Source organism: Micrococcus luteus, assembly GCF_022664405.1.
GTDB lineage: Bacteria > Actinomycetota > Actinomycetes > Actinomycetales > Micrococcaceae > Micrococcus > Micrococcus luteus.
In genome coordinates, this window is sequence record NZ_JAKRLB010000019.1 from 1 (window position 1) to 13,386 (window position 13,386).

13 protein-coding genes and 3 pseudogenes are annotated in these 13,386 nt (G+C 65.8%); 11 read left to right on the forward strand and 5 right to left on the reverse strand.

Annotation, left to right across the window (positions count from 1 at the left end; all coding sequences use genetic code 11):
- Positions 1-713 (forward strand): annotated as a pseudogene (locus tag MF605_RS09090) (IS3 family transposase); the annotation flags it as partial.
- Positions 710-1,102: an HIT family protein gene (locus MF605_RS12130; RefSeq protein ID WP_134416886.1), complete on the forward strand. Its 393-nt coding sequence runs from the start codon at positions 710-712 to the stop codon at positions 1,100-1,102. The pseudogene MF605_RS09090 and the gene MF605_RS12130, both read left to right, overlap by 4 nt.
- Positions 1,103-1,339: 237 nt before the next feature.
- On the opposite strand, the gene MF605_RS09095 is transcribed toward MF605_RS12130, so the two are convergent.
- Both MF605_RS09095 and MF605_RS09100 read right to left on the reverse strand, forming a co-directional pair.
- A complete protein-coding gene (locus MF605_RS09095; RefSeq protein ID WP_060774480.1) occupies positions 1,340-1,879 on the reverse strand; it encodes a TetR/AcrR family transcriptional regulator in 540 nt (179 codons plus the stop codon).
- A 27-nt stretch (positions 1,880-1,906) separates the two neighbouring features.
- Positions 1,907-3,355 (reverse strand): MFS transporter, encoded by a 1,449-nt coding sequence (locus tag MF605_RS09100; RefSeq protein ID WP_020624527.1) that lies wholly within the window; start codon positions 3,353-3,355, stop codon positions 1,907-1,909.
- A 228-nt stretch (positions 3,356-3,583) separates the two neighbouring features.
- On the opposite strand from MF605_RS09100, the gene MF605_RS09105 reads away from it, so the two are divergent.
- Genes MF605_RS09105 through MF605_RS09115 form a run of 3 tightly spaced genes read left to right on the forward strand, consistent with a single transcriptional unit; the run spans position 3,584 to position 6,506 of the window.
- Positions 3,584-4,150 (forward strand): recombinase family protein, encoded by a 567-nt coding sequence (locus MF605_RS09105; protein ID WP_060774481.1) that lies wholly within the window; start codon positions 3,584-3,586, stop codon positions 4,148-4,150.
- A 9-nt stretch (positions 4,151-4,159) separates the two neighbouring features.
- Positions 4,160-5,596, forward strand: a complete 1,437-nt coding sequence (locus MF605_RS09110) for a TnsB C-terminal domain-containing protein (protein ID WP_065573828.1) — start codon at positions 4,160-4,162, stop codon at positions 5,594-5,596.
- A complete protein-coding gene (locus MF605_RS09115) occupies positions 5,583-6,506 on the forward strand; it encodes an AAA family ATPase (protein WP_081091228.1) in 924 nt (307 codons plus the stop codon). Before MF605_RS09110 ends, MF605_RS09115 begins: the two co-directional genes overlap by 14 nt.
- A 127-nt stretch (positions 6,507-6,633) precedes the next feature.
- Here the strand turns inward: MF605_RS09115 and MF605_RS09120 are convergent, their stop codons facing one another.
- From MF605_RS09120 to MF605_RS09130, 3 genes are all read right to left on the reverse strand, one after another.
- Complete coding sequence (locus tag MF605_RS09120; protein WP_134416887.1) at positions 6,634-7,059, reverse strand: hypothetical protein; 426 nt, start codon at positions 7,057-7,059, stop codon at positions 6,634-6,636.
- A gap of 140 nt (positions 7,060-7,199) precedes the next feature.
- Positions 7,200-7,439, reverse strand: a complete 240-nt coding sequence (locus tag MF605_RS09125; protein WP_134416914.1) for a glutaredoxin domain-containing protein — start codon at positions 7,437-7,439, stop codon at positions 7,200-7,202.
- A 421-nt stretch (positions 7,440-7,860) separates the two neighbouring features.
- The gene (locus MF605_RS09130) at positions 7,861-8,244 is read right to left on the reverse strand and encodes a hypothetical protein (protein ID WP_134416888.1); all 384 of its coding nucleotides are present in this window, start codon (positions 8,242-8,244) and stop codon (positions 7,861-7,863) included.
- A 464-nt stretch (positions 8,245-8,708) separates the two neighbouring features.
- Between MF605_RS09130 and MF605_RS09135 the strand changes: the two genes are divergently transcribed.
- From MF605_RS09135 to MF605_RS09160, 6 genes and pseudogenes are all read left to right on the forward strand, one after another.
- On the forward strand, positions 8,709-9,041 hold the full coding sequence (locus MF605_RS09135) for a hypothetical protein (RefSeq protein ID WP_134416889.1): 333 nt from the start codon (positions 8,709-8,711) through the stop codon (positions 9,039-9,041).
- A gap of 174 nt (positions 9,042-9,215) precedes the next feature.
- Positions 9,216-9,506 carry a hypothetical protein gene (locus MF605_RS09140; RefSeq protein WP_134416890.1) on the forward strand — a complete coding sequence of 97 codons (291 nt, stop codon included), beginning with the start codon at positions 9,216-9,218 and terminating at the stop codon, positions 9,504-9,506.
- A gap of 101 nt (positions 9,507-9,607) precedes the next feature.
- Positions 9,608-10,503 (forward strand): annotated as a pseudogene (locus MF605_RS09145) (IS5 family transposase).
- Between the two features lie 102 nt (positions 10,504-10,605).
- Positions 10,606-11,718, forward strand: coding sequence for a type IV toxin-antitoxin system AbiEi family antitoxin domain-containing protein (locus tag MF605_RS09150; protein WP_166795271.1), 1,113 nt, complete (start codon positions 10,606-10,608; stop codon positions 11,716-11,718).
- 174 nt (positions 11,719-11,892) lie between these two features.
- Positions 11,893-12,804, forward strand: coding sequence for a nucleotidyl transferase AbiEii/AbiGii toxin family protein (locus MF605_RS09155; protein ID WP_134416892.1), 912 nt, complete (start codon positions 11,893-11,895; stop codon positions 12,802-12,804).
- 108 nt (positions 12,805-12,912) lie between these two features.
- Positions 12,913-13,059 (forward strand): annotated as a pseudogene (locus MF605_RS09160) (IS3 family transposase); the annotation flags it as partial.
- Between the last annotated feature and the right edge of the window lie 327 nt (positions 13,060-13,386).

Below are 13,386 nucleotides of genomic sequence, written 5' to 3' on the forward strand. Positions count from 1 at the left end.
CATCCCCGCTACGGGTATCGGCGGGCGTATCACGACGCCCGCGCCGAGGGGTGGGTGGTGAACCACAAGAAGATCCAACGCCTGTGGCGTGACGAAGGGCTCCGGGTCCCGCAGCGGCGTCGACGCACGCGCGTCGGGTCCTCGACCGTCGACGCGCCGACGGCGGACGCGCCGAACGTGGTGTGGGCGGTGGACGCGCCGAACGTGGTGTGGGCGGTGGACTTCCAGTTCGACGCCGACGAGCACGGACGACCGATCAAGATCTGCTCGATCGTCGACGAACACACCCGGGAGTGCATCGGCGGCCTCGTGGAGCGCTCGATTACCGCCGAGCGACTCACCGCCCACCTCGAGGACCTCGTCGCCGCCCGGGTCGCCCCGGCGGTGCTCAGGTCGGACAACGGGCCGGAGTTCATAGCGAGGCGATGGCCGACTGGGCCGGCACCCGCACCGGCCTGTCCTACATCCCTCCGGGCTCGCCGTGGCGCAACGGGTACGTCGAGTCGTTCAACAGCCGGATCCGCGACGAGTGCCTCAACATCAACAGCTTCTACTCGCTGCTGCACGCACAGGTCATCATCGGCGACTGGAAGGACGAGTACAACCACCACCGCCGGCACTCCTCGCTCGGCTACCTAACCCCAGCCGAGTACGCTCGGCAGTGCACCCATCAAATGGAAACCGACGACTCACAGAACGTCCGGACCGAATGAAGGGGGCGGCTCACGCCCATGTGGTCACCGAAGGTGCGCTTTCGCTCGTCTTCCTTGACCTCTATCCGGTCGCAGACGGTCACTGCCTCATCACCCCTCGGCGCCATGTCCCCACACTCTCCGACCTCCGACCCGAGGAAGGCGCCGAGATGTTCACCCTCACCACGCGAGTAACTGGCGTCATCCGTAGGACCCTGGCTCCCGCGGTGAACCTGCACCTATCAGACGGCGTTGAAGCCGAACAGGACGTGCCCCATGTTCACCTGCACGTGATCCCTCGCCACCGCGACGATCAGGTGTCGATCCACCTGCCCCCGTCCTCGACCCCGACAAGCCCGGAAGCAACCGTAACGGCGCTACGGATTGGGATGCACATACAGGGCAGCTAGGCAGATGCGGCACAACCGGTCGTTTGTGGCGGGCGTCCGGGATGCGACGGGGCGGCGTGTGACTTGCGGCGCTAAATGTCGCGGTTCTCGCGTCGCTCTGCATCCGGTGAGGGGCCCCGTGCCTCGTCCCGAGACGCGCGTTATACCGGTCACCGGCCAACAGAATGGCTGGAAGCACAGCGCGCCGGAGACGCGCGCCGGTTCCTCCCGTCTCGTTGGCTGCCCGGCTGGTGTGGTCTATGACGCGATGCGTTCGATATCTCGTATGAGGTCGATGATGCGTTCGACGCTTTCGCGGCGTTGCTCAGGAGCGATGCTAGTGCTTCCAAGTACGTCGGTGACCCAGAGCCCATCGGCGGCCAAAAGCGCCAGGGCATATGCGGGATCATCTGTCGGTTGCGGTCGTGGCGCCCAGCGTTGGAGAACGCGATCCCAAGCGTCCTGGTTCTCAGTGTGATGACTATCAAGAATCATCTGCACTTCTGCTCGAGTGGCTGGTGTCGCCGCCATGCGGATGTAGGCGGTGAGTCGTTCGAACGCGGTGGTCTCGTCGGCCGGCTTACCGCAGGCAGCTTCGAGCTGGCTCTCCCAGCGGCATGCCATGTGCTCGTGAATGGCCGCGATCAACTCCCCCCGGGAAGGGAAGTGGTAGATGATCCCTCCACGGGTGATGCCAGCTGCTGCCGCGACGGAGTCAAACGTGACGGCGGTAATCCCGTCAGATTCGATGACATTGACCGCGGCGTCCAAAATTACGGTCCGCTTGCTCTCTCGCACCTTGCCCCTCTCTAGCGAGAACGATTCTCAGTGGTTCTCCGCAAACTCCATGGCCTGGCTATTGCGTCCGTAGGCACGCAGAAGCCGATTGGTAACTCCCGCGCCAACCGCTAACACGACACCCAGAACGATCATCGTTACCAGGTAGGCGGTGTCGAATGCAGTGTTCGCGGCAGCAATCACCTCGGAGTTTCCGTCAGCGACGGCGAGTGCGTCTGCCAGGCTCTCCCGGGCTGCATCCGGGGAACCATTGGGGAGTTGAACGGTGAAGGCGTACACAAACGTCAGCAGGCTGCCCAGCACGGCGACGGCCGAGAGCGACCCCATTTCGTAAGACACCTCCTCGACGGAGGCAGCCATGCCAGCTTTGCGCGGGTGGGCATTGCCCATGATCGCGGAGGAAGCGACCGAGAACGCTCCACCCAGGCCGAGCCCGGTGACGACGAATCCGGCCACGAGCAAGGCGAAGGTGTCTGTTGCTACCGCGGTGATCGACAGCAGCAGTCCGAGGGCTCCAACGCCGAGGCCGCCGGAGATGATGAGTCGCAGGCCGAGCGTGTCTAGGAACGCAGCCCCGAGTAACCCCGAGGGCAGAGCACCGAGGGCGATTGCTGCAACCAAAAGACCCGCTTGCAAGGGGCTGAACCCTTCCACGAGTTGGAAGCGCTGGGTCGTGATGAGCTGCGCGCCGGCGATCGTGAACATTGCGAACGCAGCCGCCAGGACGCCTCCAGTGAAAGCCTTGTTGCGGAAAATCGAGAACTCCAAAAGCGGTTCACTCATCCGACGCTGACGGCGCACGAACAGCACGAACCCGACCACGGCAGCCACTGCAGCACCTGCAATCAGTGGCCAGTTCTGCGGGACATGGGCGAGCTCCTTGATAAAGAGCACCGTGCCCACAAGGCCCACCATCGCCTGGATGGAGGACAGCAGGTCCCACTTCTTGGAGGGATCAGCGTCATTACGCGGCGCGACGAGCGCGGTCCCGATGAGCGCGGAGACCACAACCGGAACGTTGATCAGGAACACCGATCCCCACCAGAACCGCTCCAACAGCAACCCGCCTAGGATCGGACCGAGCGAGGCTCCGACAACTGAGAGACTTCCCCAGATCGCGATCGCAATGTTCCGCTCTTTCACGTCATTGAACGACAACCGGATCAATGCGAGCGTCGCCGGCATCATCGCTGCAGCACCCACGGCCAGCAGCGCACGCGAGGCGATCAGCATCCCCGGGCTCACCGAGAACGCTGCAGCCAACGATGCCAGGCCGAAGATCAACAGCCCCACCACGAACATTCTGCGGTGGCCGATTCGATCACCCAGCGTCCCCGCCCCCAGCAACAGACCCGCCATCACCACCGGGTAGGCGTTGATAATCCACAATGAGGCCGACCCCGAAGCCCCCAGCTCCTCGGTCAGCGTCGGGAGCGCGGTGTACAAAATCGAGTTGTCCAGCGTGATGAGGAGCAAACCTGCACCTACCGTCAACAACAACCACCAACGTCGCTTCGACGCAGTATCGCTTCTCATCTATCCGACCCCTCGCTTCCGCTTTACTATACAAACAGGTTAGTATAGTAACATGATCGACCGTTCATGAGTCAGTCGGCAGCCTCGTCGATTAGGTCGGCGAGTCGTGTCTCACGACCCGTGTCAGCAATCTATGTAAAACAAGCGGCGTTCGCGTTACACTGAGGCATGGCCACGATCGGTTACGCACGCGTCTCGACCCGAGACCAGAACCTGGACGGCCAAACGGATGCGCTCAATGCTGCGGGCTGCGACAAGATTTTCGTCGAGCACGCATCCGGCACCCTGGCGAAGAGGCCGGCGCTCACGGAAGCCCTCGGGTATCTGCGCGAGGGGGACTCGCTCGTCGTGACGAAACTTGACCGGCTCGGCCGTTCGGTGAAAAACCTCAAACAGGTCGCGGACGAACTGCAACAGCGCGGGGTTGGCTTGAAAGCGCTCTCGCAGGGCATCGACACGACGACGCCGGGAGGCCGCCTGTTCTTCCACATGCTCGCCGCGATCGCGGAGTTCGAACACGACCTCATCGTCGAACGCACCCACGACGGCCTCGCGGCCGCCCGCGCACGGGGCCGGAAGGGCGGCCCGAAGTTCAAGATGACGCCGACGAAGATCCGGCAGGCCCGAGCGATGTACGACGAGGGCGGCCACACCGTCCAAGAGATTGCCGACACGTTCGGGGTATCCCGGCCCACGATCTACCGGCACCTGGCCGAGCACGTCGAGCGGGCCTGACGAGGAATCATGGCGCACCTCAGCGACCGGCAGAAAGCCGAGCTTGTGCGCCAACACCAGGACGGGGTGCCGTGGACGCGCATTGCGGAACACTCCGGCGTTGCAGTACGGACCCTGCAACGCTGGGCAGCCCGGATGGAAATGGGGCAGCTCTCGCGGGCACCTCGCAGCGATAAGGGTTCGACGCGCGTCAACGCCGAGCTGGTGAAGGCGATTGAGGCGCTTGCTGTGCGGCGTCCCGCGCCGACGATCGCATTTATCCACCGCCGCGTCGGTGACATCGCCAGAGACCGAGGACTATCCACCCCGGGATACACCACGGTCCGCGAAATCGTGCACGCGCTCGACCCGGGCCTGACTGCTCTCGCGGACGGCGGGGACGCGGCCTACCGAGACAAGTTCGAGCTGGTCTACCGCCGCACGACCTCCGCGCCGAATGAACAGTGGCAGATGGACCACACTCTGCTCGATGTGATGATCCTCGATGACCGGCAGCAGCCCGTCCGTCCCTGGCTCACGATCGTGCTCGACGACTACTCACGAGCCATCGCAGGCTACGCGGTCAGCGTCTCAGCACCCACAGCCGAACACTCCGCACTGGCGTTCCACCAGGCCATTGCTCGGAAACGAAACCCGAAGTGGGTAGTGTCGGGCCTCCCAGACATCCTCTACAGCGATCACGGATCCGACTTCACCTCGACCAGGATCGAACACGTCTGCCTCGATGTTCACGTGCGCCTGATCCACTCACGGATCGGCGTCCCACAGGGACGCGGCAAGATCGAACGGTTCTACCGAACGATCACGACCGAGCTGCTGCCGCACCTGCCCGGCTTCATCCCGCACGGCACCGGCGGATCACCCATCAACGAACCCACGTTGACCTTGCACCAGCTCGATGACGTTCTCGAGCGATTCATCGTCGACGAATACAACGAACGCATCCACTCGTCGACGGGCGGTGCCCCGCACGAGCGATGGCGCAGCGACAGCTTCATCCCTCGAACACCCGCCCGCCCGGAAGACATCGATCTGCTTCTACTCACCGCAGCGACGACCCGCCGTGTGCAACGCGACGGGATCCGTTTCGCATCGACCCGATACATCTCCCCGGTCCTCGCTGCGTACGTCGGGGAAGACGTCACGGTGCGGTACGACCCCCGCGACCTCGGGGAGATACGAATCTTTCACGAAAACACATTCCTCTGCCGCGCAATCGCCCCCGAACGCTCATCCGAGACTGTCTCCTTCGCGGACCTACAAACTGCGAGAAACGCGCGACGTCGCGCTCTGAAACAGCAACTCCGCGAACTCACCACTCACGCGGGTTCCCTCCCCGAAGACACGCGCCACCAAACCGAGATTCCAACGATGCTCGCCAGCACACCTGACCAGCTCGCGACACCTCCCGCGCGACACGGATTGAGGACCTATGCCAGTGACTGATCCAGACAGCACGCCCAAGTCTCTTCTCTTCACGCCTGACGACGATGGACGCCGATTCCTCAACGGCCATTTCGACGAATTCACCGATGCGCCTCCGCCTCACACGGACACCTTGGACGCATTCGTGACTACCCGTGAGCACCGACGGTTCACAGAGTTCGCGGACACCGTCCGATCACACCGCTACATCGGCCTCTGCTACGGACCACCCGGCGTCGGCAAGACACGCTCCGCACGCAACTACGCCGGCGCCGACGAGTGGGAGCAGTGGTACCCACTCTCCCGCAGCAAAGGCCCACTGCCACCCGTGCCCGAAGCCGTGCAACGAAGCCGCACGGCGTTCTTCACACCCACCGTCGCCGCGACCATCAAACAGATCGATCAAGGCCTGCCCCGGGCATGCCAGCACGTCTCCTGGGCCATCGACTATGCCCAGCACGGGCACGTTGATCCTTTCGTGCACGCCGAGTCCCAACACAGTGGGAACACCGAACTGCTCATCATCGACGAAGCCGACCGACTCAAAACCGCCGGCCTCGAACAAGTCCGCGACTTCTACGACCGCCACCGGATGGGCGTCATCCTCATCGGCATGCCCGGCATCGAGAAACGCCTCGCCCGCTACCCCCAGCTCTACAGCCGCATCGGCTTCGCCCACGAATACCGGGCGCTACGAAGCGACGAGCTCACGGCCGTCGTCGCGCAGCGTCTCCCGGACCCCGACCCAGACGACTCCGGTCTCGCACACACCGCAGCTCTCGCCGCAATCGTCCGCGCCACCAACGGAAACTTCCGTCTCGCCGACAGACTCGTCACCCAGATCAACCGCATACTCGACATCAACAATCAGACGCACCTCATCCCCGAGGCCGTCGACGCCGCCCAAGAAGCACTCCTCATCGGACGATAATCGACGCGGGAACCACGACACTTATCGCCGCAAGTCACAGGCGGCGTCGGATGTGCGGCGTGTCGCTCGCCAAATGACTCGCCACAACTGAAGTGCCAGAACTAGGCCGCGGCCGACGTTTGTGGCCTTAGCTGCTGGGCTCCGTGGCCGCGCGCTGGCGGGCGCGCTCGTCGCTGATGATCGAGGGCGGCACACCTGCGATGCGCGCGGCCTCCGCGGCGGTGAGCTGCTTAGCGTCTGACACCTGCACGAGCAGCGCGTCACGGGCGGCGACCGCCTCGCGACGTGCGCTGCGGGCCGCGCGCGCGGCGGCTGCGCTGTTGGCGACACGCGCGAGGACGTCGCCGCCGCGTGCGCGGCCCGCTCCCTTCTCGATGATGCCGACGACGTGAGACCGACTCATCTCCGCCGCGCGGGCGATCCGCGCCTTCGGGGCACCGGACGCGGCGGCGTCGCACAGTGCTGCGTCTCGTTCCTCGCGGGTGCGGGTCACCTCGGCCTCGGCCGCTTCAACGGCTGCCGCCGCCCTCTCCACTGCCTTGCGCGCGTCCATGCGTACTGCCTTCCTGCTTCTGTAATGTGGGGGGTGGCCAATCCCGTTCTAGTGGCCCTGCCGCCGCCCCATCCCCCCTCCGGGGTGGCGGCCCGCCCCCGCCCCTGTCTTGGTCGATAGGGGGCGGGGGCATCTTCCTCTCAGGGGGTGGTCGGGATCGCGATGATCTTGTCCGGCCGGTATCCGGCCCACGTCTCGGCCTCGGTGACGACGACGGGGGCCTGCATGTGACCCTGGGCCTTGAAGCGGGCCGCGTCGTCCTCGGTCATCGGGCGGGCCGCGTAGCGGATGCCACGCCTCTCCAGCGCGCGCGTCGTGCTCGTGCACTGCACGCACGCCGGACGGGTGTAGACGATGACGGGGGCGGGCTCGGTGGTCATGGGCTGATCCTCTCGCGCGGGGGCCTGCATCCGGCACGTCTCGCACCGGGCGACCTCGGCGGCGGCGGCGGTGCCCATCTGCGCGGCCCACTGCTCGACGTGCTCCGGGGTGACGGCCTGCCAGTCGTCCAGGTCCGTGAGGTGGGTCAGACGCTCGGGGCGGGCCTCAACGGCGGCTCTGAGGGCCATCCCGCCGTGCTCCACGCACGTGATCCGGCCATCGCGGGCGATCCACAGGGCGGCGGGCTTGGTGGTCTGGATGCGGGTCTTGGTGGTCATCGTCGGTCCCTCCTGGGGGTGTCGTGGTGCTCGGGGCGGGGGCTTGGCCTCCCCCGCCGTGGGCCGCGTACATGCGGCCTGCTGGGCGGGAGGCCCGCCGGGGCCGGTGTCCTGCACCGACCCCGGCGGGGCTCCTAACGGATCACGCCGGGTCCGTGGCCGACTTGTCGTAGACCTGGACCCCACGGAGTGCGCCTCCCGTGGTGTAGAGAATCCAGAGGCTTGCCGCGTTGCGGCGCACGCGGCGCGGCCCCGTCTGGTCGAACGGCCACGACTGGCGGGTGTTCACCCTGGTGGCCGTCGGGCACTGATCCCACAGCAGGACGACGTTCACGCGGGGCAGGTCCGGGAAGCGGGCCGCGAACTCCTGGAACGCCGCCGCCTCCGTCTCGCTGGCGCCAATCCGCAGCTCGGCCCGGGCGGCGCGGACGGCCAGAGTGGCGGCGATGTTGTCCTGGCTTCGCTCCCGCCGGGCCTTCTCGGCCTCGGTCATCCGGCGGGCGGTGGTGAGGATGTTCTCGGTCATGGTCTGACTCCGTTCTAGGGGGTCCGGGCGGTGTCTCCGTCCGGGTCGGTGTGGGGCTTGGTCTCCCCTTCCGACGCTTTCAGTGTACTAGACACCGAATGTCCGGCGCAACTCCTGGCATGGAGTTTCTCGGCGGATTCTCGCGGGCGCCGGGCGTCGTCGCAGGCGCGTGCCTACGTCGGCACATGCCTAGTCGATGGCCGTTCGGGCGTCTCCCCGTGCGGGCGCTGCCGCTGGGCTGCCCTAGTGATGGGAGAGGATTTCAGGCCGCTTTAGAGGCGATGGGCACCGGGTAGAAGCTGGCCCCGATCAGCCGACCCCGCTGGGAACTACCCCCCGTCAAGGCCCCCTTGGTGACCACGCTGGGACGGGTGCCCTGTGGATGACTCGGGCCGTGGCGGACTTGGCGGGCCATGATGGACGCACGGGCCGGCATGGGCCGGCCCACGGTCAAGGGGGAGAGCATGAGCACTTGGGATGACGAGCTGGTGGAGCTGGTAGACGAGGACGCGCAGCGCGTGGCCGTGGAGTGGGCGCAGCTGCACGAGCTGCCGCCGCTGGGTGACCCTGCCGCAGAAGTGGAGCGGGTGCAGTCCGTGGCGGCGGCGACGTTGGCCCTGCACCTGTCCCGTCGTTCCGGTGGGGATGACGTGAGCGTGCCGGACGAACTCGAAAGGGAAGTCTTGGACGCGGCCCGGCGCGCTGATCCTTCGGTGTGGGAGTCCCTGCGTCCTGCTGATCCCTGGTCCTTGGTCCCCGGTCCCGTCGTGCTGGCGGCTTTGGGCGTGTCCGCCTGACGCTGGGTTGTCCCCGCTGGCGGCGGTGACCCGCTGCGGCCCCTGAGCGGCCTCCGCGCGCAGCGGAGCGAGCACGGGGCCGCGTCGGTGGTCCAGCGCCGCGCTGGCCTGGGGGTGCGGGGGGCGGAGCGCCCCCGCGTTAGGGCGTCCGGCTCCCTTGGTGAGATCGGGTGCATGAGCATCCGCGTGTATGAGGGTCCGGCCTTTGGTGCGCCGGCTGATGTGTCCTCGGCCCGGTACGGGCGTGAGCCGCTGGTGCGGGTGGCGCTGCCGGATCGGGAGGACGTGGACGCGATGGCGTGCCGCTGGTCGGCCTCGCATGTGCTCGTGTCGTGGCAGGACGTGCCCGGTGGGCCGATGCTCTCGGCATGGGTGCCTGCGGGGTGGGTCGAGCGCATCGAGCCGGACGTGGCGCGGTGGCTTCCCCTTCCGGGGCGCGATCCGATGCCGCGGCTGGACCATTAGGCCAGGCTGCGATCAGACAGGATGGGAGATGCGGACGGGGGAGGGCTTCGCCTAGGGCGTGTCTGAGAATAGATGCACGAGTCAGCTGAGACCCTGGGGACATGTCCCGGTTCCAGATGCTCTCTGACACCCAATGGGAGTTGATCGCCCCGATGCTCCCGACCCGGACCGGCCGCGCCGGCAGGCCGTTCGCCGACGCCCGCACCATGGTGGAGGCGATCATCTACCGATACAGGTGCGGAATCGCTTGGAGGGATCTGCCCGAGGTCTACGGGCCCTGGCAGACCGTGTGGACCTGGCATCGGCGCTTGGCCGAAGAAGGCACATGGGACACGGTGCTGGCCACGCTGACCGCCGCCGCTGACGCCGAAGGCCTGATCGATTGGTCGGTCTCGGTGGACTCCACGATCGCCCGCGCACATCAGCACGCGACGAACATCACCCGCCTCACAGGGGGCTGGATCGAACTACAAGAATCCGCATGAGGAACCGGCCGATCACGGCATCGGGCGCTCCCGTGGCGGGCTGAGCACGAAGATCCATCAGCTCGTCGACGGGACCGGGCTGCCGCTGGTCAGCCTGATCACCCCTGGCCAAGCCGGGGACTCCCCGATGCTGCTGCCCCTACTGGGGCAGCTGCGCGTGACCCGGCCGGCAGGGTCGGCCCCGGACCCGCCCCGAGGCGGTGCTGGGCGACAAGGCGTACTCATCACAGGCGATCCGCACCCACCTGCGCGCCCGCCGGATCAAAGCCGTCATCCCCGAACCGGCTGACCAGCAGGGCCACCGCAGACGCCGCGGCTCAGCCGGCGGCCGACCCGTAGGCCTCGACGCGAACGCTTACAAGGGCAGGAACGTGATCGAGCGCCAGTACGCGCACCTGAAGCAATGGCGGGGCCTGGCGACCCGGTACGACAAGTACGCGATCGTCTACCGCGCCGCCGTGGTGCTGAACGCGGTAATCGCGTGGTCCAAGCAATTGTCAGACATGCCCTAGTCCCGATCCAGTGCTGGGGAGGGCGCATGCAGAGAATTCCCTGAGTCTGTTCACCACGGTACTTGGTTTGTTGCAACATTGGGATACAATCCAAGTATGAGGATGGTTGAGGTTCTGCGGATGCTGGGGCAGGTGACCGCATCCCAGTGGGGGATGGTCACTACGGCTCAGGCGGCCTCTCTTGGTGTCTCCCGACTGGCACTGGCAAGGGCCGCCGAAGCTGGGCATCTGATTCGACTGACGCAAGGGGTCTATAGAGAAGCCGGGGCTCCGGCCGATGAGTTCGAGGATCTACGCGCCGGATGGCTGGCCACTGATCCGACTCGTACTGCTGAGGATCGGCTGAGCGAGGGATCGGCCGGTGTGGTGGTCTCCGGAGTGAGCGCAGCGTGGCTTCATAAGATGGGGGATCTGCTTCCGGAGCCCTACCAGTTCACCACCCCTATCCGTCGACAATCGCAGCGAGCCGGCATCCACTTCCGCATTCGCCATCTCCACGATGACGAGGTGACCCTGGTGGCAGGATTGCCGGTCACCACCGCAGAGCGCACCCTGGCGGACATGGTGGCCGATCGCATCGACCTGTCCCTGGTGGCTGACGCGCTGGCGGATGCGACTCGTGCTGGTCGGGTGAACCTTCAGCGGCTGGCTGATCTACTAGGACCGGTCGCGGCACGCCAGGGCCACGCCCGCGGAGATGGGAAAGCCCTCCTCGACCATCTACTGGGCATTGCTGGTCTGGATTTTGAGAGTGTGGCCGCCAGGATGGCTTCCACGGAGATGGGCCCGCTGGTAGCTGCTCGCTACCTGCGCAACCTGCTGGCCCACCATCCGGGGTGCGGACCTACGCTGAACCCAGAGCTGGCCCACACGGTGCGCCAACTTCAGGAGCAACTGGCCTCCTCCCTCCCGCAACTGCATCAGACTATGGGCGCTCTTCAGCAACAAATGGCTCCTCATCTGCTGGCCCTGGAAGAGGTCCTGCGCACCAGCACCTCACTGCCCCAGCTCAATGCCGTAGACACGACCGCCATGCGTATCGCGCTGGAGCCGCTCACCAACCCCGCCTGGCAACAGACAGTTGCACGACTGCGCAGTCCACTGACCCACTCAGGAGAATCACCTCAACCCACCGCACTGACACGGGGTCCCTCGCCGACAGAAGAGGAGGAGGCCTCATCCCCACCAGTGCCTCCGAGTGGCACCTCCCCGTGAGGACGACCCCACCGCCACGAGCTCCCCTAAATGCCGCACTCAGTAACCACTCACCGGCAATACGAAGACGTTCCGATGAAGCACCTTCAGCGCTGTGTGCTGCTTGTCCGCCCTCCACCGTGACTCCGCCCTGCGTCTCTAGCTCCACCAGCTCCTCCAATGTGAAAGGCGCCCATGACATCTGAGCAGCCCTATCCCTCCTCCGCAGCAGTCGATACCGCCATCAAGGATGCCGCACGCAACGCCCGCAAACGGGACCCTTCACGCAATGTCAGCAACATGATCCGGCAGGCCTGCTTCGATCGGTTCCTGTGCCGGGTCTTCTCCGACGGCGCAAATTCGGAGTGGGTCCTCAAGGGCGGTACAGGAATGCTCGCGCGCATCCCCTCGACTCGGGCCACCTTGGACGTGGACCTCTATCACAACGGGTTCACCCTCGATCAGGCTCTCGAAGACCTCAAGCGCCTGGTTGCAGTCGACCTGGGGGATCACTTCCGCTTCGTCTACGACAGCCATGTCAGCGCCGTGGAAGGACAGGCCCAGCCCTACACAGACGGCTACCGGGTCACGTTCATCCCCTACCTGGGCGCTAGAGAACTCCCCTCATTCCACGTGGACCTGGCCATCGGCGCCGGAGTCACCGCGCCCATCGAGACCACCGCCCCGGCCAACCGTCTCCACCTACCCCGCTTGGTAACCACCGACTACCGGCTCTACCCGATCGTGGACCAGATCGCCGACAAGGTCTGCGCCACCATGGCCACCTACAACGGCGCTCCCTCCTCTCGAGAGAAAGACCTCGTGGATCTCGTCGTCATCGCCACCACCTATTCCCTTGACGCCGCATCCCTTGCTGCAGCCATCGACATCGAACGTCGACGCCGCCGCCTCGAGCTTTTTACCCACTTCACCATTCCCACCGCTTGGGGACCCAGCTATACCAAAATGGCCCGCACTATCCCCGCTTGCGCCAATCACCAGGCCATCGATACAGCTGCTGCCCTGGCCCAGCGCCTCCTGGACCCGGTACTAAATGGAGATCTCGCCGAAGGAACCTGGGACTCCATCCAGCTGGCCTGGAACTGACAAATCCTCTGGCGCCGCGCACAACGTGCACCAAACACTCGGAGGGCTGGGGGCGGCCTCTACGGTGTCAACAAGGAGTCGGGACTGCTGCACGAATGGGTGACAGGTTGGGCCAGCCGCCAAGAACTCCGGATCGCCATCGTGACCTGGACCGAACGGACCTACCACCGCCGCCGCAGACAAGCAGCCCTCGGCCGATTGACCCCCGTCGAGTACGAGACCATCATGACCACACCTGCCACTCAGGCAGCCTGACCCAACCTGTCACCCATTCGTGCAGCAGTCCCCCGCGTGTCATGTGCAGCCTTCGCTGCCTCTCGACATGAACGGCACTCCTGCGGTGCCGTCTCCGGCGCACTTCCCGCCCCCGTGTAGCCCATGCACATCGCCTCGCCACTGCTGCTCATCCCCCGAACGGAGCCGCCCCTGATCCAGGCCCAGAGGGGGTCTCTGGGGCGTGGATCAGGGGCGGCTCGCTGGCCTGGATCTGGCAGGCCTACCTCGAGGTTCCCGTGGATCTGTGGCCGGGCAGTGGCGGCAGACTCCCCTCCCCCTGGCCCTCGTGCGGCTTGGTTTCCGCCG